20 protein-coding genes are annotated in these 20,735 nt (G+C 66.1%); 16 read left to right on the top strand and 4 right to left on the bottom strand.

What is annotated here, in order from left to right; genetic code table 11:
• Nucleotides 1–126: 126 nt before the first annotated feature.
• Genes IEV87_RS00365 through IEV87_RS00385 form a run of 6 tightly spaced genes read left to right on the top strand, consistent with a single transcriptional unit; the run spans nucleotide 127 to nucleotide 5,455 of the window.
• Nucleotides 127–723, top strand: coding sequence for a MarR family winged helix-turn-helix transcriptional regulator (locus IEV87_RS00365; protein ID WP_188475659.1), 597 nt, complete (start codon nucleotides 127–129; stop codon nucleotides 721–723).
• Nucleotides 720–1,433, top strand: coding sequence for a creatininase family protein (locus tag IEV87_RS22730; RefSeq protein ID WP_229737385.1), 714 nt, complete (start codon nucleotides 720–722; stop codon nucleotides 1,431–1,433). The genes IEV87_RS00365 and IEV87_RS22730 overlap by 4 nt, the downstream gene beginning before the upstream one ends.
• Entirely contained in the window at nucleotides 1,430–2,449 is a 1,020-nt protein-coding gene (locus IEV87_RS00370) for a ketopantoate reductase family protein (RefSeq protein ID WP_229737386.1), read from the top strand. The genes IEV87_RS22730 and IEV87_RS00370 overlap by 4 nt, the downstream gene beginning before the upstream one ends.
• A complete protein-coding gene (locus tag IEV87_RS00375) occupies nucleotides 2,446–3,186 on the top strand; it encodes an SDR family NAD(P)-dependent oxidoreductase (protein WP_188475661.1) in 741 nt (246 codons plus the stop codon). The genes IEV87_RS00370 and IEV87_RS00375 overlap by 4 nt, the downstream gene beginning before the upstream one ends.
• A complete protein-coding gene (locus tag IEV87_RS00380) occupies nucleotides 3,183–4,598 on the top strand; it encodes a M20/M25/M40 family metallo-hydrolase (RefSeq protein ID WP_188475662.1) in 1,416 nt (471 codons plus the stop codon). The genes IEV87_RS00375 and IEV87_RS00380 overlap by 4 nt, the downstream gene beginning before the upstream one ends.
• Nucleotides 4,595–5,455 carry a DMT family transporter gene (locus tag IEV87_RS00385; RefSeq protein WP_188475663.1) on the top strand — a complete coding sequence of 287 codons (861 nt, stop codon included), beginning with the start codon at nucleotides 4,595–4,597 and terminating at the stop codon, nucleotides 5,453–5,455. The genes IEV87_RS00380 and IEV87_RS00385 overlap by 4 nt, the downstream gene beginning before the upstream one ends.
• A 12-nt stretch (nucleotides 5,456–5,467) precedes the next feature.
• Here IEV87_RS00385 and IEV87_RS00390 read toward each other — a convergent pair whose 3' ends face one another.
• Nucleotides 5,468–6,328 carry a MurR/RpiR family transcriptional regulator gene (locus IEV87_RS00390; protein WP_188475664.1) on the bottom strand — a complete coding sequence of 287 codons (861 nt, stop codon included), beginning with the start codon at nucleotides 6,326–6,328 and terminating at the stop codon, nucleotides 5,468–5,470.
• A gap of 118 nt (nucleotides 6,329–6,446) precedes the next feature.
• On the opposite strand from IEV87_RS00390, the gene IEV87_RS00395 reads away from it, so the two are divergent.
• The 7 genes from IEV87_RS00395 to IEV87_RS00425 all read left to right on the top strand — a co-directional run bounded on the left by IEV87_RS00395 (nucleotide 6,447) and on the right by IEV87_RS00425 (nucleotide 14,240).
• A complete protein-coding gene (locus IEV87_RS00395) occupies nucleotides 6,447–7,205 on the top strand; it encodes an N-formylglutamate amidohydrolase (protein ID WP_188475665.1) in 759 nt (252 codons plus the stop codon).
• Nucleotides 7,202–7,747 (top strand): TRAP transporter small permease subunit, encoded by a 546-nt coding sequence (locus tag IEV87_RS00400; RefSeq protein WP_188475666.1) that lies wholly within the window; start codon nucleotides 7,202–7,204, stop codon nucleotides 7,745–7,747. Before IEV87_RS00395 ends, IEV87_RS00400 begins: the two co-directional genes overlap by 4 nt.
• The gene (locus IEV87_RS00405; protein WP_188475667.1) at nucleotides 7,737–9,065 is read left to right on the top strand and encodes a TRAP transporter large permease; all 1,329 of its coding nucleotides are present in this window, start codon (nucleotides 7,737–7,739) and stop codon (nucleotides 9,063–9,065) included. Before IEV87_RS00400 ends, IEV87_RS00405 begins: the two co-directional genes overlap by 11 nt.
• Before the next feature lie 53 nt (nucleotides 9,066–9,118).
• Entirely contained in the window at nucleotides 9,119–10,159 is a 1,041-nt protein-coding gene (locus IEV87_RS00410) for a TRAP transporter substrate-binding protein (RefSeq protein WP_188475668.1), read from the top strand.
• Between the two features lie 69 nt (nucleotides 10,160–10,228).
• Nucleotides 10,229–11,593 carry a glutamine synthetase family protein gene (locus tag IEV87_RS00415; RefSeq protein WP_188475669.1) on the top strand — a complete coding sequence of 455 codons (1,365 nt, stop codon included), beginning with the start codon at nucleotides 10,229–10,231 and terminating at the stop codon, nucleotides 11,591–11,593.
• Between the two features lie 122 nt (nucleotides 11,594–11,715).
• Entirely contained in the window at nucleotides 11,716–13,098 is a 1,383-nt protein-coding gene (locus IEV87_RS00420; protein WP_188475670.1) for an aldehyde dehydrogenase family protein, read from the top strand.
• Nucleotides 13,095–14,240 (top strand): iron-containing alcohol dehydrogenase, encoded by a 1,146-nt coding sequence (locus IEV87_RS00425; protein ID WP_188475671.1) that lies wholly within the window; start codon nucleotides 13,095–13,097, stop codon nucleotides 14,238–14,240. The genes IEV87_RS00420 and IEV87_RS00425 overlap by 4 nt, the downstream gene beginning before the upstream one ends.
• A 138-nt stretch (nucleotides 14,241–14,378) precedes the next feature.
• On the opposite strand, the gene IEV87_RS00430 is transcribed toward IEV87_RS00425, so the two are convergent.
• Nucleotides 14,379–15,137 carry an SDR family NAD(P)-dependent oxidoreductase gene (locus tag IEV87_RS00430; protein WP_188475672.1) on the bottom strand — a complete coding sequence of 253 codons (759 nt, stop codon included), beginning with the start codon at nucleotides 15,135–15,137 and terminating at the stop codon, nucleotides 14,379–14,381.
• Nucleotides 15,134–16,984, bottom strand: a complete 1,851-nt coding sequence (locus IEV87_RS00435) for a feruloyl-CoA synthase (RefSeq protein ID WP_188475673.1) — start codon at nucleotides 16,982–16,984, stop codon at nucleotides 15,134–15,136. Before IEV87_RS00435 ends, IEV87_RS00430 begins: the two co-directional genes overlap by 4 nt.
• A gap of 87 nt (nucleotides 16,985–17,071) precedes the next feature.
• Between IEV87_RS00435 and IEV87_RS00440 the strand changes: the two genes are divergently transcribed.
• From IEV87_RS00440 to IEV87_RS00450, 3 genes are read left to right on the top strand one after another with little or no spacing between them, the layout of a single operon-like run.
• A complete protein-coding gene (locus IEV87_RS00440; protein WP_188475674.1) occupies nucleotides 17,072–17,854 on the top strand; it encodes a crotonase/enoyl-CoA hydratase family protein in 783 nt (260 codons plus the stop codon).
• Nucleotides 17,851–18,327: a MarR family winged helix-turn-helix transcriptional regulator gene (locus IEV87_RS00445; protein WP_229737387.1), complete on the top strand. Its 477-nt coding sequence runs from the start codon at nucleotides 17,851–17,853 to the stop codon at nucleotides 18,325–18,327. The genes IEV87_RS00440 and IEV87_RS00445 overlap by 4 nt, the downstream gene beginning before the upstream one ends.
• Nucleotides 18,324–19,202: an amidohydrolase family protein gene (locus IEV87_RS00450; RefSeq protein WP_188475675.1), complete on the top strand. Its 879-nt coding sequence runs from the start codon at nucleotides 18,324–18,326 to the stop codon at nucleotides 19,200–19,202. Before IEV87_RS00445 ends, IEV87_RS00450 begins: the two co-directional genes overlap by 4 nt.
• Nucleotides 19,203–19,644: 442 nt before the next feature.
• On the opposite strand, the gene acuI is transcribed toward IEV87_RS00450, so the two are convergent.
• Entirely contained in the window at nucleotides 19,645–20,640 is a 996-nt protein-coding gene (acuI, locus tag IEV87_RS00455; RefSeq protein WP_188475676.1) for an acrylyl-CoA reductase (NADPH), read from the bottom strand.
• Nucleotides 20,641–20,735 lie beyond the last annotated feature (95 nt).

A 20,735-nucleotide genomic window follows, 5' to 3' on the forward strand; every position in this document is an offset into this window, starting at 1 on the left:
TGCGTTCCCTTATCCGGACCCGTTCAGGTTCCAATTGGAACTTGCACTCTTACGATGCGGGCGCTTAATCTCCACGTCAAGTTCAATATGGAACTTAGTTGGACCGAGCAGGAGGCCGGGGCAGGCGTGGCAAAGGATCGTGACGAAAATTCAGGCAGGACGGGCGACGCGGCCGCTCCGGGGGCGGAGATGCTGGACGCGAAGCTCGACCGCAATCCTTGCCCCTTCGCGTTCCGCATGAACTACATGGCCCTGCTCTACAACGTTCCGCTTTATGGCTGGATCAAGTCGGACTACGAACTGTCGCGCCCCGAATATGTCGTGCTCTATTCGCTGGCGATCACGCGGGGCGGGTCGTCGCGCGATATCTCCCTGACCTCGGGCTTCCCGAAGAACACCCTGTCCCGCGCGATCGCCCGGCTGGAAAAGCTTCACCTGATCGAACGCGGCGATCCGGAGCCGGGCAGCGGTCGTCTGCAACCTCTCGTCCTGACGAAAGAGGGCTGGGCCCTTTACAACGAAACGCTGCCGGCCTTCGAGGCCCATGAACGGCGCATGCTCTCCGTCCTGACGGCGGAAGAGCAGGACACGCTGTTCGGGCTGATGTCCAAAGTCGTGCGCGGATCGACCGACTGGGTCGACGCGCCGCTGCCGGAAATAGAGGCGGCAAAGGCCGCAAGACCCGCAAAAGCCGTCCGCAGGAAAGGGAAGCTCCAGACATGAAGATAGCCGATATGAACTGGCGCGACGTGGAGGCCGCCGCGGCCCGCGATCCCCGCTGCATCCTGCCGCTCGGATCGACGGAACAGCACGCGCAGCTGTCGCTCTGCGTCGACGCCATTCTGGCCGAGCGGGTGGCGGTCGAGGCGGCGGAGCCCCTGGGCGTGCCGGTCTTCCCGGTGATGCCCTTCGGCCTGGCGCCCTATTTCGCGGCCTATCCGGGGACCATGACGCTGCGGGTCGAAACGCTGCTTGCCGTCTTCCGCGACCTCGTCGCATCCGCCCGCCGGTCCGGATTCAGGCGCATCCTGATCGTCAACGGGCACGGCGGGAACAACCCGGTCGGCGCGCTGGCGCAGGAGCTGATGACGGAATACGGCGACATCTCCGTCAAGTTCCACAACTGGTGGAATGCACCCAAGACATGGGCGGTCGGTCAATCCATCGACAAGACCGGTCTGCATGCCAACTGGATGGAGAACTTCCCCTGGACGCGGCTGGATCACGCCCCCGCGCCCGAGGGCGAGAAGCCGATGGTCGATCTCGGTCTGATGAAGGCCATGCCCCCGGCCGAGGTGAAGGAACTGCTCGGCGACGGGTCCTTCGGCGCGCTCTGGCAGCGTCCGGACGAGGACATGTTGAAGATCTGGGCGACGGGGGTCGAGGAAACCCGGGCCGCGCTGGACGGTCCCTGGCCGGAGCTGCGCCCGTGACCGACGAGATCCTGATCTGGGGGGCCGGGGCCATCGGCGGCATCCTCGGCGCCTACTGGGCCCGCGCCGGCATTCCGGTAAAGATGGTCGACATCGTGGAGGAGCACGCCCGTGCCTGCTCCTCCACCGGCCTTCGCATCGAGGGCCCGGTCGAGGAATTCACCCAGGTCGTGCCCTGCGTCACGCCGGCCGAGGTCACCGGCACCTACCGCACCATCGTGCTCGCCGTGAAGGCCCACGCAACCCGCCCCGCGCTTGACGCCCTGCTGCCGCACCTGGCCCAGGACGGGGTGATCCTCTCGGCGCAGAACGGGCTGAACGAACGCACCATAGCAGAGGTCGCCGGGGCCGAACGGACCATGGGCGCCTTCGTCAACTACGGCGCGGACTGGCTTGAACCGGGGCGCATCCTTTTCGGCAACCGCGGGGCCGTGGTGGTCGGAGAGATCGACGGCACGATCCGCGACCGCACGCGTGAGATGCACCGCCTGCTCTCCGTCTTCGAACCCGACGCGGTGCTGACGACCGAGATCTGGGCCTATCTCTGGGGCAAGCTCGGCTATGGCGCACAGCTGTTCGCCACGGCCCTGACGACCGATTCCATGACCGCCAACTTCGCCCATCCCGACCGCGCGCCCGTCCTGATCGACCTCGCGCGGGAAGTCATGTCTGTCGCGGTCGCCGAGGGGATTAACCCAAAGCCGTTCAACGGCTTCGACCCGGCGGCATACCTCCCCGGCGCGCCCGAGGGTGCGGCGGAGAAAAGCATCGCCGACCTGGCGGAGTTCAACTTCAGAACCGCGAAGACCCACTCCGGCATCTACCGCGACCTGGCCGTGCGCAAGCGAAGGACAGAGGTCGATCCGCAGATCGGCGTGATCTCGGAAATCGCGGCGACGCATGGCATGACGACGCCCCTGATCGACCGCCTCGTCACCCTGATCCACGAGATCGAGGATGGCAAACGCCCGATGTCGGCCGAAACCTTCGGCGCGCTGGCAGAGGCCCGGCCATGACCCGCACGGCGCTTGTCACCGGCGTCGTGGGTGGCATCGGTGCGGCCATTGCCCGGCGGCTGGCCGATGGCGGTGCGTCCGTGGTCGTGACCGACCTGCCTGGGCCCGCGCTGGAAGACGCCGCGGACAGGCTGGGGCTTCCGGCCGTTGCCGCGGACCTTGGCGTGAAGGACCAGGTGTCGGCCATGGCGGACCGGATTCGCGCCGACCATGGTGCGCCCGGCATCCTCGTCAGTGCGGCCGGCGGCGTGCGCGGTCAGGTCGGCGGCCCGCTGGACCAGGTGACGGAGGAGGGCTGGCGCGCGATTTTCTCCGCCAATCTCGACTCTGTGCTGTTCCTGGCCCAGGCCTTCGCGCCGGGGATGCGTGATGCGGGGTGGGGCCGGATCGTGACGATCTCTTCCGGCGCGGGGCTGCGGCCCAGCCTGACGGGGATACAGGCCTACACGGCGGCGAAACACGCGCTGGTCGGGCTGACCAAGCAGCTCTCGCTCGAATTCGGGCCGCACGGGGTCACGGTAAATTCCATCGCACCGGGCTTCGTCCGTTCCAACCCCGCGACAGAACGGCAGTGGGAGGCCATGGGGCCGGACGGACAGGCGGCGCTTCTGGCCCGCATTCACACCCGCCGCCTTGGCAGCCCCGAAGATATCGCCGCCGCCGCCGCCTTCCTGACCTCGGAAGAGGCCGGTTGGATCTCTGCGCAGATCCTCTCCGTCGACGGGGGCGTGGCGTGACCGACACCGTGCTTGCCCATGCCCTCGCGAACAGGGACCGGCTGCTTGCCGACCTCGCGGACCTGGTCGCGGCGGACTCCGTCGGTGCCGATCCGGCGCGCGCATCGGGCATGGAGGCCGCCCGGTCGCTGCTGGAGACCCGGCTCAGGGATGCGGGTTGGAACAACCTGCAACGGCTTCTCCCTGATGACGGCACGGGCCAGCCCGCGCTTTACGCCGACCGGCTGGACCGTCCCGGCGCGCCGACCCTGCTGGTCTATGCCCATTACGACGTGCAGCCGCCCGAACCGCATGACAGCTGGCACTCCCCCCCGTTCGAACTGACCGCCCGCGAGGGGCGGCTTTATGGGCGGGGCGCGTCGGACGACAAGGGGCCGATGCTGATCGCGCTCGCGGCGCTGGATGCCTTCCTTGCCGTCGACGGACAGCTGCCGGTGAACGTCAAGCTGCTGCTGGAGGGGGAGGAGGAGACCGGGTCCCCGTCGCTCCCCGGCATCCTCGAAGCGCACCGCGACCTGCTGTCGGCGGATGCGGCGCTGTCGGCGGACGGGGCGCGGTGGCGAGCGGACCTCGTGTCGGTCAACACCGGGTCACGCGGGTCGGCGGGGTTCGAGATAACGGTGCGCACCGCCGGGAAGGACCTGCATTCGGGCCGCTACGGCGGCGTGGTGCCGAACGCCCTGCACGTTATGGCACAGCTGGTCGCCAGCCTGCACAATCCCGACGGCGGGATCGCGGTGCCTGCGGTGCTCGCCCCCGTAACGGAGATGACAGAGGCGGAACGCGCCGAGATGGCCGAGATTCCGTTCAACGAAGCGGCCTTCCTCGCCCCGACCGGCGCCATGGGTTTCGGAGAGCCGGGCATGGGCCTTCTGGAGCGGCTCTGGTATCGTCCGACGATCGAGCTCAACGGCATGTGGGGCGGCCATACCGGCGCCGGATCCAAGACCGTCATCCCGCACGAGGCGCATGCGAAGCTGACCCTGCGCCTTGTCCCCGGACAGGACCCGAAGGCGACGATGCTGGCGGTGCAGGACCACCTGCGCGCCCGCATTCCCGACGGCGTTGCGCTTGAATTCCACGGGGTGCGCGGCCTGTCCGCCGCCTCCGCGCTGCCCGGCGATCACCCGCTGCTTCTCGCGTCCGAAGCCGCGCTTGAGGCCACGACCGGCGTCCGCCCGGTCCGGGTGAGGATCGGCGCCACGCTGCCCCTGACCGAGATCATCCGGCGCATTCTCGGCATCGACACGGTGATGTTCTCCTTCTCCACCGCGGACGAGGATTACCACGCCCCAAACGAATTCCTGCGCGAAAGCGCCATCGACGAGGGTCTCGCGGCCTGGGTCGACATCCTGGCGCGGGTCGGCCGGCAGAGCGCGGAGGATTACCGCAGGACCGGCGGACCGGAATGACCGTCGCCGTGAACGCGGAGGTGGACAACCGGCGGGGGGCGCTGCTGCTCGTCCTCGCCGCCGTCGCCTTTACCGGAGAGGTGGTCGCCGTGCGCCTGCTCGACGACGGGGCGACCAGCGGCCAGATCGTCTTTGCCCGCGGTTTCGTGCAGCTCCTGGTCGTCGGCGCGTGGATTGCCCTGCGCCAGCCCGGTCTCGTGCGGACGTCCCGTCCCGGCCTCCACCTCGCGCGGGGGCTGACGAGCCTTGTCTGCTGGCTGCTCTACTACAGATCGTTCCAGGCGCTCGACCTCGCGCTTGCCACAACGCTGACCTTCACCAGTTCGCTCTTCGCCGTCGCGCTCGCCCCGCTGATCCTGTCCGAACGGGTCGGTCCGGCGCGGTGGCTGCTGACGCTCCTCGGCTTCGTCGGCGTCGCGCTGGCCAGCGGGCCGACCGCGGTCAGCGTCGATCCGGCGGTGCTTCTGGGGCTGGGTGCAGCCTTCGCTTCCGCCGTGCTGATCTTAATGAACCGTATCCTCGCGCGGACAGAGCAGACGGCCACCATCATGTTCTGGATCGCTGTGGTCGCCTGTATCGGCACCGCGCCGGTCGCGGCGCTGGACTGGCAGCCGCTCGACGCCGGGGCGCTGATCCTGCTGGCGCTCTCGGGTTGTGGCGGAACGCTCGGCATGATGCTGACGATCGAGGCCTACCGCGTCGGGGAGGTCTCTGCCCTCGCGCCGTTTCCCTACGTCCGGATCGTGTTCGCCATCGTCGCGGGTGTCGCCCTGTTCGGCGAAACGCTCAGCCTTGCGGGCATTGCCGGGGCGGCGATCATCGTCGGATGTGCGCTGGCGGTGCGGGTGCTGAAATAGCCGCCCCCGCGCTCACCCCCTGAAGATCCGCGATGCGCCGATCATGTTCTCCAGCGCCGCGATCCGTTCGGCGGAGGAGTCGGAGCGGCGGCTCTGGACCTCGGCCACCAGCGTTTCCACGATGAAGTTGATCGCCAGCGTGCTGTCCCAGCTCGACGGGACCTCGACCATGGCGCGGAAGACGTGGGTGGCGCATTTCTCGATCGGGGATCCCCAGGCGTCGGTGAACAGCACAATGTTGGCCCCCTGATCCACGGCGAGCCGGGCGAGCTTCTCAAGCTCCCTCTCGTAGCGCCGGATGTCGAAGACGATGAGGGTGGAGGCCGGCCCCATGTCCAGCAGCGACTGCGGCCAGACGCTTGGCGAACTGTCCATCAGCGTGACCTGCGGACGGATGATCTGGAGGTGGTTGAAGAAGTAATGCGCGTTGGACCGGGTGATGCGGCCGCCCAGAAGGTGCAGGTTGCGGTCGGGGTCCGAAAGCAGCTCTGCCACGCGGTCGAATTCGGCGAGGTCCAGCCGGTCCAGCGTGCGGTTGATGTTCTCCGACACGGCAGAGGCAAAGCGGGACACGACATGGTCGCGCGGGTCGGCGCGGGCGGTGTCCAGCTTGGCAAGGGGGCGCTTCATCCGGGCGGCGATTTCCTCCCGGATGGCGGCCTGCAGGTCCGGAAAGCCGTCAAAGCCCAGTTTGCGGGCAAGGCGAATGACCGTGGGCGTCGACACCTCGGCCAGTTCGGCAAGGCGGGTGATCGACTGGAGCCCGGCGACGAGGGAATCCTCCAGCAGCGCGGCGCTGAGCTTGCGCTCCGAGGCCGTCAGCTCTCCCTGCTTTTCCTTCAGCAGGTCGCGGACCAGTGGTGTCGTGGGCAAGAAACGATCCCTTTCGTGCGTCCCTCCGGCGGATGAGGAAAAGTCTATCGACAAAATCTTGACAGACCAGAACTTCTTGTAGTGATCATTACAGGGCGACGGACAGGGGATAAATTTCGTGCAGCAGGACTGGTCAGCGGTGAAGGTGGTGCGCCCGGAGGGGCGCGGCCCCTTCGTGCTGGTCTGCGAACATGCCGCGCGCGAGATCCCCGAGGAATTCGCGGGGCTCGGCCTGTCGGCAGAGGCGCGGGACTCGCATGCCGCCTGGGACATCGGCGCAATGGACGTGGCGGTTGCACTGTCGGACCTGCTGGATGCCCCACTGGTCGCGGGGGGCGTGTCGCGGCTGGTCTACGACCTGAACCGCCCTCTCGACGCGGTTTCGGCGATTCCGGAAAAAAGCGAAATCCATGAGGTGCCGGGGAACCGGGGGCTCGACGCGGCGGCGCGACAGGACAGGTTCGACCGGGTTCATGAACCCTTCCATGACGCCTTGTCAGGCGTGCTGGACGCGCGGACGGGGTCGGTTTCGCTGGTCACGGTCCACAGCTTCACGCCGGTCTACAACGGGGTCCGGCGCGCCGTTGAGCTTGGCTTCCTGCATCACGACGACGCCCGTCTGGCGCGGGCCTGCCTGGCGCGGGAACAGGCCGCCGGACCCTATCGTGCGGCGCTGAACGATCCTTATGGCAAGGCCGACGGCGTGACCTACACGCTGGCCAGGCATGGGGAGGCACGCGGCCTCGCCCCGCTGATGATCGAAATCCGCAACGACCTGATCGCCACCACCGACACGGCGCAGGCCATGGCGGCGCATCTGGCCGGAACCCTCACCGCCGCGCAGGCCGCGCTGGACACGGCGGAGGCGGCACGATGAGCTTCCTGCGCCGCTACGTCGCCCTTGTGGACGGCTTCAACTACCGGCTTGGCCGGGTGATGATGTACGGCATCTTCGCGCTGATGGCGGTACTGGGCTATTCGACCTTTTCCAAGGTGGCGGGGACGCCGTCGCTCTGGACGCTGGAAATGGCGCAGTTCTTCATGGTCGGCTACTACATCCTCGGCGGTCCCTATGCGATGCAGATGGGATCGAACGTCCGGATGGACCTGTTCTACGGCGACTTCACTCCGCGCCGTAAGGCGTGGTTCGACGCGATCACCGTCTTCTTCCTGCTGGTCTACCTCGGCATCCTGCTCTGGGGCGGGATCGAATCCACCATCTACGCCTTCCAGTACGGCGGAGAGCGCAGCCCCTCCGCCTGGCGTCCCTACATGTGGCCGATCAAGGTGGTGATGTGTGTCGGGATTGCGCTGATGCTGCTGCAGGCGCTGTCCGAACTGGCCAAGGACATCCTCTATCTGAAAACCGGGGAACCCGCGCGCGCGGATACCCAGGCGGAGCCCGGCGATGCCCTATGAACTGATCGCCCTGCTGATGTTCTCGACCATGATGGTCATGCTCTTCACCGGGCAGCGGGTCTTCGGCGCCATCGGCTTTGTCGCGGTGGTGGCGGCGGTGCTGCTCTGGGGCGACCGGGGCGGGTATGACATCGGGTTTTCGGCGGCGATCAAGCTGATGCGGTGGTATCCGCTGCTCACCCTGCCGATGTTCATCTTCATGGGCTACGTGATGTCGGAGTCCAAGATCGCCGACGACCTCTACCGCATGTTCCACGTCTGGATGGGCGGGCTGCCGGGCGGGCTGGCGATCGGGACGATCGGGCTGATGGTGCTGATCTCCGCGATGAACGGGCTGTCGGTGGCGGGCATGGCCATCGGGGCGACCATCGCGCTGCCGGAGCTTTTGAAACGCAACTACGACAAGCTCATGGTGACGGGGGTCATACAGGCCGGATCGTCTCTTGGCATCCTCGTGCCGCCGTCGGTGGTGCTGGTGCTCTACGCGATGATCGCGCGCCAGCCGGTCGGGCAACTCTGGCTCGCCGGGGCGGTGCCGGGGCTGATGATGGCGGCGATGTTCATCGTCTACATCATGATCCGGTGCCGCCTGAACCCCGACCTCGGCCCCGTCCTCCCGAAAGAGGAGCGCGACGCCGTGCCGCTGCGCGAGAAGCTGGCGCTGCTGCGGGCGGGCATCCTGCCGCTGGTGATCTTCGCCGTCATGATGGTGCCCTTCGTGAACGGCTGGACCTCGCTCGTCGAAAGCTCCGCCGTCGGGGCGCTCGCGGCCTTCCTCGCGGCGGTGCTCAAGGGGCGGATGACGCGGGCGGTGTTCGAAACCTGCATCCGCCAGACGCTCGGCATCACCTGCATGTTCATGTGGATCATCCTCGCCGCGCTGGCCTTCGGGGCTGTGTTCGACGGGCTCGGCGCGGTGAAAGCGATCGAGGACCTGTTCACCGAACGGCTTGGCCTGAACCCCTGGGTGATCCTGATCCTGATGCAGCTCTCGTTCCTCGTCATGGGCACGTTCCTTGACGACACCGCGATGCTGGTGATCGTCGCGCCGCTCTACGTGCCGCTGGTCGGGGAGCTCGGGTTCAACCTGATCTGGTACGGCGTGCTCTACACGATCACCTGCCAGATCGCCTACATGACCCCGCCCTTCGGCTACAACCTGTTCCTGATGCGCGCGATGGCGCCGCCGGAAATCACGCTGAAGGACATCTACCGGTCGATCATCCCCTTCGTCGGAGTCATGATCGTCGCGCTGGCCACCGTGATGCTGTTCCCGCAGATCGCGCTCTGGCTGCCGGACCTCGTCTACAACAACTGAACCAGTGCCGGGACAACCGGCCGGACCTTTCGAAACCAACAGGAGTAAGTGAAATGACCCAATCCAGACGCAGTTTCCTCAGGGGGGCCGCCATCGCGGCGCCTGCGGCGCTGGCCACCCCTGCCATCGTCAAGGCGCAGACCGCGATCAAGTGGCGCTTCCAGACCTATGCCGGCGCGGCGCTTGGCGAACACGTGACCAAGCCGATCATCGACTACATCAACACCGCGGCCAACGGCGAGCTCGAGATCGAGCTGTTCTACGCCGACCAGATCGTCCCGACCGGAGAGCTGTTCCAGGCGCTTCAGCGCGGCACCATCGACGGGGTGCATTCGGACGATGACTCCATGGCCTCGCCGACGCCCCTGCGCCAGTTCGGCGGCTATTTCCCCTTTGCGACCAAGCACATCCTGGACGTTCCGGTGCTGTTCAACCAGTACGGACTGAAGGAGATCTGGGAAGAGGAATACGCCAAGGTCGGGGTCAAGTGGCTCTCCTCCGCCGGGCAGGATCCGTGTAACTTCAACACCAAGAAAGAGATCACCTCGGTTGCCGATCTCGACGGGCTGAAGCTCTACACCTTCCCGACCGCCGGGCGCTTCCTCGCGCAATTCGGCGTCGTGCCGATGAACATTCCGTACGAGGATGCAGAGGTCGCCGTGCAGACCGGTGAGCTTGACGGCATGGCCTGGTCGGGGATCACGGAAGACTACACCGTGGGCTGGGCCAACGTGACCGACTACTTCCTGACCAACAACATCTCCGGTGCCTGGATCGGGTCTTTCTTTGCCAACGAACAGAAATGGGCGGAGCTTCCGGACCATCTGAAATCCCTGGTCATGGCCGGGATCGAGGCCGGTCACACCTACCGCAACCAGTGGTACTGGGGAGGCGAGGCAAAGCTGCGCGCCACCGGCGACAAGCTGGAACTGCGCACCGTGCCGGCCGCCGAATGGGCCGAGGTGGAAAATGCGGCGAAAGCCTTCTGGGAGGAGATTGCCCAGGAAGGTGAAATCCAGCAGAAGATCGTGAACATCTTCAAGGAATACAACTCCGTCATCAACGAAGCAGGCCCGCCGTACAACTTCGGCTGACACTTCGGAAATCTTTGCAGGGTGGCCCTTTCGGGGGCCGCCCTGACACGTGAAGGGAAGGATAGGAACATGCCCGGCAACCTGACATTCGACGCTCTCAAGGACCTCGCCGCGAAGGGAGAGGTCGACACCGTGCTCGTCGCGCTGGTGGATATGCAGGGGCGGCTCATGGGCAAGCGGTTCCACGTGTCGAACTTCCTCGACCATTCCTTCGTGGAAACCCATTGCTGCAACTATCTGCTGGCGACCGACCTCGTCATGTCGACGCCGGACGGCTACAAGTCGACCTCGTGGGAGGCCGGTTACGGCGACTACACGCTGAAGCCCGACCTTTCGACGCTGCGCCGCGTGCCCTGGCTCGAAGGCACCGTGCTGGTCATCGGCGATCTCGAGGACCACCATACCCACGCCCCGGTGCCGCACGCGCCCCGGCAGATGCTCAAGACCCAGATCGACCGCCTCTCGACCCTCGGCTACGAGGCGATGATGGCGACGGAACTTGAGTTCTTTCTGTTCGAAAAGGACTATCGGACGCTTCAGAAGGAAGGCTACCGGGAGCTTGTGCCGCTCTCGGGTCACAACGAGGATTACAATCTCTTCCAGACCACCAAGGAAGAGTCGATCATGCGCCCCCTGCGCAACCATCTGGTCGGTGCCGGCATCCCGATCGAGAATACGAAGGGCGAGGCGGAACTGGGCCAGCAGGAGCTGAACATCCGCTACGCCGGGGCCATGGACTGCGCCGACAACCACACGATCGCCAAGCATGCGACGAAGGAAATCGCCTGGATGAACGGGCGCTCGGCCTCTTTCCTGCCGAAATGGGCGGCGGACAAGGTCGGGTCGTCATCGCATGTTCACATGTCGCTGTGGAAGGGGGGCGAGGCCGCGTTTCTCGACCAGGACGCGGACTACGGCATGTCCGAAACGATGGGCCAGTTCACCGCCGGGCTCATCAAGTATGCGCGGGATTACACCTTCTTCCTTGCTCCTTATGTCAACAGTTACAAACGCTTCGCCAAGGGCACCTTCGCCCCGACCAAGACGGTCTGGTCGGTCGACAACCGCACGGCGGCCTTCCGTCTCTGCGGCGAGGGGACCAAGGGGATCCGGATGGAATGCCGCATCGGAGGGTCGGACCTGAACCCCTATCTTGCCCAGGCCGCGATGCTGGCGGCGGGCATGAAGGGGATCGAGGAGGGGCTGGAGCTTGCCGGTCCAACCAAGGGCGATGTGTACGAAAATGCAGACGTTCCAGAAATCCCTGCAACGCTGCGCGAGGCGACGGAAACGCTCAACAGTTCGGCGATGCTGCGCGCGGCCTTCGGCGATTTCGTCATCGACCATTACGTGCGCAACGCGACATGGGAGCAGGAGGAATACGACCGTGTCGTGACCGACTGGGAAATCTCGCGCGGGTTCGAACGGGCGTAACGGAACGGTTCGCCCGACGCTTCGGAATGGCCATTTCCGACGGCCTTCCGACGCGGTAGGTGAGCCGGATCAGATTCACGGAGACCGCCCTCGCCGGGCGGTCAGACTCTCGGAAACAGGACATGACCAAGACCCTGAAATGTATCTCTCCGATCGACGGATCGGTCTTTGCCGAACGCCCCGTACTGTCGCTGGATGACGCGCAGGCCGTCGCCGCCTCGGCCCGCGCCGCGCAGGCGGACTGGGCCGCGCGACCCCTGAAGGACCGCATCGACCTCGTCATGGCAGGCGTTGCCGCCGTCGGCGCGATGAACGACGAAATCGTGCCGGAACTGGCCCGCATGATGGGCCGGCCGGTGAAATTCGGCGGTGAGTTCAAGGGCTTCAACGAACGCGCCTCCTACATGGCGGGGATTGCGGAAGAGGCCCTGAAGGACATCAAGGTGGGCGAGGATGCGACCTTCACGCGCTATATCCGCCGCATTCCCTGGGGTGTCGTCCTTGTCGTCGCGCCCTGGAACTACCCCTACATGACTGCGATCAACACGGTCGCGCCCGCCCTGATCGCGGGCAACGCGGTGGTCCTGAAACACGCCACCCAGACCCTGCTGGTCGGCGAACGGATGGCGGCAGCCTTCCACTCTGCCGGGGTGCCGGAGGCGGTTTTCCAGAACGTCTTCGTCGACCACGACACGACCGATGCACTGCTGAAGGCGCGGGCGTTCGACTTCGTGAATTTCACCGGTTCGGTCGGCGGCGGTCAGGCGATGGAGCGGGCGGCGGCAGGGACCTTCGTCCCGGTCTCCACCGAACTCGGCGGCAAGGATCCGGGCTACGTGATGGAGGATGCGGATCTCGACGCGGCGGTGGACACGCTGATGGACGGGGCGATGTTCAACTCCGGCCAGTGCTGCTGCGGGATCGAACGGATCTATGTGCACGAGGCGCTGTATGACGCCTTCGTCGAAAAGGCCGTGGCATGGGCCAAGTCGTTGAAACTTGGCGATCCCATGGACCCGGCGACGACGCTCGGACCGATGGCGAACGTGCGTTTCGCGGCCGAGGTGCGCCGCCAGATCGACGCGGCGGTCGCGGCCGGTGCCGTGGCGCATCTGGCCACGGACCCGGCGGATGACGGCGGCGCCTACCTCACGCCGCAGGTGCTGACGGGCGTGACGCATGACATGGAGGTCATGCGCGAGGAAAGCTTCGGCCCCGTGGTCGGGATCATGAAGGTCAGCGGCGATGACGAGGCCGTGGCGCTCATGAACGACAGCCGCTACGGGCTGACCGCCTCGCTCTGGACTGCGGACGTCGAGAGGGCCGCGCGCATCGGTGACCGGATCGAGACGGGCACTGTGTTCATGAACCGCGCCGACTACCTCGACCCCGGTCTGTGCTGGACCGGCTGCAAGGACACGGGGCGCGGCGGCGGGCTGTCGGTTATCGGCTACCAGAACCTGACCCGTCCGAAATCCTATCATTTGAAGAAGGTGACATCATGAGTCCCAAGGCCAACTGGTCCTATCCCACGGCGATCCGCTTCGGTGCGGGGCGCATTTCAGAACTTCCTGAAGCCTGTGTCGCCGCCGGTATCTCCAATCCACTGCTGGTGACCGACAAGGGGCTGAAGTCGATGGAGATCACCACCCGCGCGCTCGACATCCTCGACGCCGCGGGCCTCGGGCGCGGGCTGTTCGCGGAGGTCGATCCGAACCCCTCCGAACTGAACCTTGAAGCGGGGCTGAAGGTCTATCGCGAGGGCGGGCATGACGGAGTCATCGCCTTTGGCGGCGGCTCGGGGCTGGACCTCGGCAAGATGGTCGCCTTCATGGCCGGGCAGTCGCGGCCCGTATGGGACTTCGAGGATGTCGGCGACTGGTGGACCCGCGCCGACCCGGCCGGGATCGCGCCGATCATCGCCGTTCCGACGACCGCCGGAACGGGGTCGGAGGTGGGACGCGCCTCTGTGATCACAAACTCCGTCACCCATGTGAAGAAGATCATCTTCCACCCGAAGGTGCTGCCGACCGTGGTGATCTCGGACCCGGAACTGACCGTCGGCATGCCGAAACACATCACCGCCGGAACCGGGCTCGACGCCTTTGCGCATTGCGTGGAGGCCTTCAGCAGCCCCTTCTACCACCCCATGTCCCAGGGCATCGCGCTTGAGGGGATGCGGCTGGTGATCGAGAACCTGCCGAAGGCCTACGAGAACGGCTCCGACCTCGAGGCGCGGGCGAACATGATGTCGGCGGCGGCCATGGGGGCGGTGGCGTTCCAGAAGGGGCTCGGCGCGATTCACGCGATGAGCCATCCGGTCGGCGCGGTCTTCAACACCCATCACGGCACGACAAACGCGGTCTGCATGCCGGCTGTGCTGGACCTGAACGCGCCGAAGATCGCGGACCGGTTCGACCGGGCGGCGGGCTACCTCGGGATCGAAGGCGGTTTCAAGGGTTTCAGAAGTTTCGTGAACGACTTCAACGACAGCTTCGCAATCCCGAAGGGGCTGGGCGCCATGGGCGTGACGGCGGACCGGATCGGCGACCTCGTCGCCATGGCGCTGGAGGATCCGTCCTGTGGCGGCAACCCGGTCGAGCTGACGACGGAGAACCTGACGGCGCTGTTCGAAAAGGCGATGTGAGGGGCCCGCCAGCTCCGCGCCCCTTCCTCCCCCTCAGGGGGGAGGGAAACGTCCGGTACGACGTCGTCCGCCAAACACCCCGCGATACGCCATCCCCTCCCCCTGCCAGGGGGAGGACCAGGCAGGCGGCCGCGCCTCTTACTTCGGCGCCATCCGGATGGATCCGTCCAGGCGGATGACCTCGCCGTTCATGTACTGGTTGCCGATCAGGAACCGCACCGCATCGGCAAATTCCGCCGGGTCGCCAAGGCGCGAGGGGTAGGGGACCTGGTGGCCGAGGCTTTCCTGCGCCTCTTCCGGCAATGAGGCCAGCAGCGGTGTCTTGAAGATCCCCGGCGCAATCGTGTTCACCCGGATGCCCGACCGCGCCAGTTCGCGCGCGACCGGCAGGGTCATGCCGACGATGCCGCCCTTGGACGCGGAATAGGCCGCCTGGCCGATCTGCCCGTCATAGGCCGCGACCGAGGCGGTGTTGACGATGGCGCCGCGGGCGTTGTCCTCAACCGGGTCATGGGCGGCGATACGGGCGGCGGCGAGCCGCATGACATTGAAGGTCCCGATCAGGTTGACGCGGATCACGGTTTCGAAGTTCGCCAGAGGCATCGGGCCATTGCGTCCGACCATCTTCTCCGGCGGTCCGATACCGGCGCAGTTGACCACGATGCGCAGCGGCTGGCCGTCGTCGGCGATGTCCACCGCCTTCTGCACGTCCGCTTCCGAGGTCACGTCGCCGGACGCCGCCCGGCCCCCCAGTTCCTGCGCCATTGCCTCTGCGGCCTTCGCGTTGCGGTCCAGCACGGTGACGATCGCACCCTCGGCGGCCAGCACCCGCGCCACGGCCTGTCCAAGGCCCGAACCCCCGCCGGTCACAATCGCGCCGCATCCTGCTATCTTCATGATCTTTCCTCCCTTTCCGGCCGGATCACATCCGGGTCGTCTCCGGCATACAGCCGGTCCACAAGTGCCGCGCGGTGCCGGAGCACGGCGCGCTGATTGAGCGAACCCTTATCCGTTACCTCGCCCTTGTCGAGGTCCAAAGGGTCATCAAGCAGCATCACCGCGGCAATCCGGTTCGAGGATCCGCCCGCCGTGCGCCCGTGCTCGGCCAGTTTGGCGGCCACCGCGGCGCGCACCTTCGGGTCGCGCAGCAGGTCGCGCGGCGGGGTGTCCGGCGCGGCCAGCTTGGCCAGACGGGCGCGGTCGGGCACCAGCAGCGCGGTGAGGAATTCGCGGTTCTCCCCGGCGATGACGGCATCGCTCGCCAGCCCCGCCATCTGGTCGACGATTCTCGCCCGCAGCGCGCCGACGGCGACCCAGGTGCCGGTCTGCAGCTTGAAATTCTCCGCGATCCGGCCGTCGAAGAAGAAGCCTTTCCAGGGATTGCCCGGTTCGGCATAGCGCAGGGCATCGCCAAGCTTGTAGAACCCCTCCTCGTCAAAGGCTTCGGCGGTCAGGCCGGGGTTGCGCCAGTAGCCGGGGGTGACGTTCGGACCCTTGATGCGGACTTCCAGCTTGTCTTCCACCGGGACCAGTTTCATCACGACGCCCTGGCTCGGAATGCCGACGTTTCCGGGGCTGCTCTGCGGGTCGGTGCAGTAAAGCGAAAAGGGCGCGGTTTCGGTCGATCCCAGCCCTGTCGACATCAGCACCTTGCAGCCGATGGTCTGCTGCGCCAGTTCCTCGATCCGGGTCCAGGTGTGCTGCGCAAGGCCGGCGCCCGCATACATCATGTGCTTGAGATTGCCGAAGAACGCCTCTCGCAGGTCGTCGTCGGTTTCCATCGCGCGCACCAGCGCGTCATAGCCGGCGGGCACGGTAAGGTGCCAGTTCGGCTTCACCTCGCGAATGTTGCGGATGGTTTCCTCCATCCCTGCGGGAGAAGGCTTTCCGCCGTCGATATAGTAGGTGCCGCCGTTGTAGAGCACCATGTTGAACACCTTGTTGCCGGCGGCGGTATGGCTCCACGGCAGCCAGTTGACCACGACGGGGGGCTCCTCCCGCAGGAAGGCGTAGCAATCGGCGACGATCTCCTGGTTGGAGGCGAGCATCCGGTTGGTCTGCGTCACCGCCTTGGGCGTGCCGGTGGTGCCGGAGGTGAAGAGGAACTTGACCACCGTATCGGGGCCCGAGGCCTCGTGCGCCCTGGCCACGGCCTCGGTCGGGTCGCGGCCGAGGGTGGCGAAGGGCAGGGTGGTGCGATCGGGGATTTCCCCGTCGGCCGCGATGACGGGGGTGTCGTCGGGCAGGGTGGCGGCGATGGCGGCAGCAAAGGGCGCGGCGGACTGGACGAAGACCGCGCCGGGGGTGATCTGGCCGACGATGCTTCGCAGTTTTCCGAAATCCGTGGAAACCAATGAATAGGCAGGGGAAATTGCTGCCGAAGGAATGCCGACATATTGCGCGGCGAGGGCGATCTGCGCGTGCTCCAGCGTATTCTCGGACAGGATCATCAGCGGGCGGTCTGTCGTGAGGTTCAGGTCCAGCAGGGCCTGCCCGATGCGCCGGACCTGCCGCGCCAGTTCAGCATAGCTGACCCGCCGCCAGCCGTCGCCGTCCCGCTCTGCCATCCAGGTGGTGTCGGGAGTCCGCCCTGCCCAGTGGTCGATGCAGTCGGTCATGCGGTCGGGATAGGGGCCGATCGCATCGCCGCGCCAGATCAGCGTGGTGCCGTCGTCGCGGATGTCCCAGTGCAGGTCGGGCGACCAGAGCCGCGCGGCGCGATAGTCGGAGGACGAAGCCGTCATGATCTGCTTGGCCTTACTCTTGCCCAGAAATTAGTTTACAAGGAAACAGTATTCTGGGAAACAATCAATCCGAAATATGAGGGCCGCATGACCGACGCCGACATTGTACAGTACGACCTTGAAGGACCCGTTGCGATCCTCACCCTCAACCGGCCGGAGAAGCGGAACGCCGTCAGCGACCGTCTGATCTCCGTGCTGGCCGAACAGGTGGCGCGGGCGCAGGCAGAGGCGAAGGCGGCGGTCATTTGCGGAAACGGCAAGCATTTCTGCGCCGGCCTGGACCTGGCGGAGCATGTGAAGCGGACGCCGATCGAGGGAGTGCATCACTCCCGTCTCTGGCACCGGGTGTTCGATCAGATCGAGGGCGGGACCATCCCCTTCTTCAGCGCGCTGCACGGCGCGGTGGTGGGCGGCGGGCTGGAGCTGGCGGCGGCGACTCACATCCGGGTGGCGGATGCGACGACCTTCTTTGCGCTGCCCGAAGGGACGCGCGGGATTTTTGTCGGCGGCGGGGCGTCGGTCCGGGTCGGGCGGCTGGCGGGCGTTGCGCGGATGACCGACATGATGCTGACCGGGCGGACCGTATCGGCGGAACAGGGGGAGGCGTGGAACCTCTGCCAGTACGTCGTGGCGGAGGGAGAGGCGCGGCAGTTTGCCATCGACCTCGCGACCAAGGCGGCGCAGAATGCGGAAATGTCGAACTACGCCATCCTCCACGCGCTGCCCCGGATCGCCGACATGGCGCGCGGGGACGGGCTGTTCATGGAAAGCTTCGTTGCCTCCATGACCCAGACCTCTCCGGAAGCGGAGGAGCGGCTGAACGCCTTTCTCAACAAGACCGCGGCGCGGCTGTCGCATCCTTCCTCATGAGCCGGATGTCGCGTGAGGACCAGCCGGTGGCGGAGGTCGTGGACCTTGGTCCGCTGGCGTCCTCGCTCGGCTTCCTGTTCCGCATGGGGCAGATCGAGGTCTTCGACATGTTCTACGACACGGTCGGGCGGCTTGGCCTGAAACCGGGGGAATTTTCGGTGCTCTGGGCGGTGCATCTGAACCCCGGCGTGCGGCAGGGCGCGGTGGCGGAGACGCTGCGCATCAAGCCCGCGCACATGACCAAGCTGATCCGCAGTTTCGAGAGCCAGGGGCTGATCGCGCGGCACATTCCGGCCGAGGACCGGCGCGGGATCGAACTGCGGCTCACCGACCTGGGAGAGGCCTTCGTGAACGACAACGCGCAGGCCTTCTTCAGCTATGCCCGGCAGGAGGCCAACCGGCTTACGCCCGAGGAGGCGGCGCAGCTGATCGCCCTGCTGCAGAAATTCACCCGTCTGGGAGGGACGCCATGAACTTTGACGATCTGATCGCCATCGACATCCACACCCATGCCGAGGAGCCCTGCTGCACGCATCGCGACGACGGCTACAACGAATTCCAGGCCGGGATGGCGAAGTATTTCAGGAACCCCGCCGGGGCGGAGGGGATGCTGCCGACGGTGCCGCAGACCGCCGAATACTTCCGCGAACGCAAGATCGGCGCGGTGATCTTTCCGGTGGATGCGGAGCGGGAGACCGGGTTCCGGCGCTACAGGAACGAAGAGGTGGCCGAGATCGCGGCGGAAAACTCCGACATCCTGATCCCGTTTGCCTCCATCGACCCGTGGAAGGGCAAGATCGGCGTGCGCGAGGCGCGGCGGCTGATCGAGGATTTCGGCATCCGCGGGTTCAAGTTCCACCCGACCATGCAGGGGTTCTATCCGAACGACCGCATGGCCTATCCCCTGTACGAGGTGATTCAGGAGGCGGGCTGCATCGCGCTGTTCCACACCGGACAGACCGGGGTCGGGTCGGGGATGCGCGGCGGCATGGGCATGCGGCTGAAGTATTCGCATCCGATGTATCTTGATGACGTGGCGGTGGATTTCCCGGACCTGAAGATCATCCTCGCGCATCCCTCCTTCCCCTGGCAGGAAGAGGCGCTGTCGGTCGCGACGCACAAGCCGAACGTCTATATCGACATGTCCGGCTGGTCGCCGAAGTATTTCCCGCCGATTCTCGTGCAGTACGCGAATTCGATCCTGAAGAAGAAGATGCTGTTCGGGTCGGACTGGCCCGCGATCACGCCCGACCGCTGGCTGGCGGATTTCGAGAAGATCGACATCAAGGACGAGGTTCGGCCGCTGATCCTGAAGGAAAACGCCATGCGGATCCTCGGCGCGGCCTGAGGGGGCGTTTCGGACGGCATGAGCGGCGGGAGATCCTCGGGTCGAGCCCGAGGATGACGGGGTGCCGTAGTTTGCGGTCATTGCGGTGATTGGTGCGGCCGCGTGGTGATCGGGAAGGTGTTCCGTTGCGTTTGGACGGGCGCTGCGCTCTCTTCGGGCGTTGGCGCTTTGGGGTGGGAGATCCTCGGATCAAGTCCGAGGATGACGGTGCGCTATTGGCGGGGGCATCGCTGACCCAAGTGGCCGGAGTGCGACGCGGCTCCCGCTCCCCCGTGGGGGAGAGGGGTGGGGTGAGGGGGCTCCGCGGTCGACCTTCGAAGGGTCAACCTGCTTTGTAAGTTGAGTCACGCAGGCTAATGTGTCATGACCTTATCCGCGGATAAGGTCATGTTAATATTCGTTAATTTCAGTACGGACAGGAGCGTCTGGAACCTCTGTCCTGTCAGTCCACGGCAAAGACAAGGCGGCCGCGCACCTTGCCGGCGATGAGGTCGGGCGCGATCTCGGCGACCTTGCGGATGTCGCCTTCGGTGGTGATCTCGGCCAGCTTGGCGCGGTCGAGGTGCTGGTCCAGCAGGTTCCAGGCCGCTTCGCGCCGCGCCTTCGGGGCCATCACCGAATCCACCCCGGCGAGGGTCACGCCGCGCAGGATGAAGGGCATCACGGTCGCGGGCAGGTCGAAGCCCTGGGCAAGACCGCAGGCCGCGACGGTACCGTCGTATTTCATTTTCGACAGAACGTTCGCCAATGTGGTCGAGCCGACGGAATCCACCGCCCCGGCATAGAGTTCCTTGTCCAGCGGGCGGCCCTTTTCGGAGAGCGTGTTGCGGTCGACGATTTCGGTCGCGCCGAGGGATTTGAGGTAGGGTTCCTCGTCCGTCCGGCCGGTGGAGGCGGCGACGGTGTAGCCGAGCGAGGCGAGAAGCGAGATCGCGAAGGAGCCGACGCCGCCGGAGGCGCCGGTGACCAGGACGGTGCCGCTGTCCGGGGTCACGCCGGCCTGTTGCAGGCGCAGGACGCAGAGCGCGGCGGTGTAGCCCGCGGTGCCGATGGCCATGCATTCGGCCCCGGTCAGCCCGTCGGGCTTCTTCAGCAGCCAGTCGGATTTCATGCGGGCATACTGCGCGTAGCCGCCCCAGTGAACTTCCCCCACGCCCCAGCCGTTCATGATGACCTCGTCCCCGACGGCGAAGTCGGGGGAGGAGGAGGCGGTGACCTCTCCGGCGATGTCGATGCCGGGGACCATGGGAAAGCGGCGGACGACGGGGCTTTTGCCGGTGATGGCGAGCGCGTCCTTGTAGTTCATCGTGGTGTGGCGGACGCGGAGGGTGACGTCGCCTTCGGGCAGGTCGTCTGCCGAGACGGTGGTCCAGCTTCCGCCCTGTTCCTTCGTGTCCTCGTTCCGGGTGATGAGATAGGCGTCGAATGTGTCGGCCATGGGGTCCTCCTGATGCTTTGGGTCTGGTTACCCCGAGGGCGGGGCCGGGTCGAGTCCGGGCGGGTGCGCTCCTATTTAACTCATGTGTGAAATAA

The sequence above is a fragment of the Primorskyibacter flagellatus genome, assembly GCF_014638275.1.
Taxonomy (GTDB): Bacteria; Pseudomonadota; Alphaproteobacteria; order Rhodobacterales; family Rhodobacteraceae; genus Pseudooceanicola; species Pseudooceanicola flagellatus_A.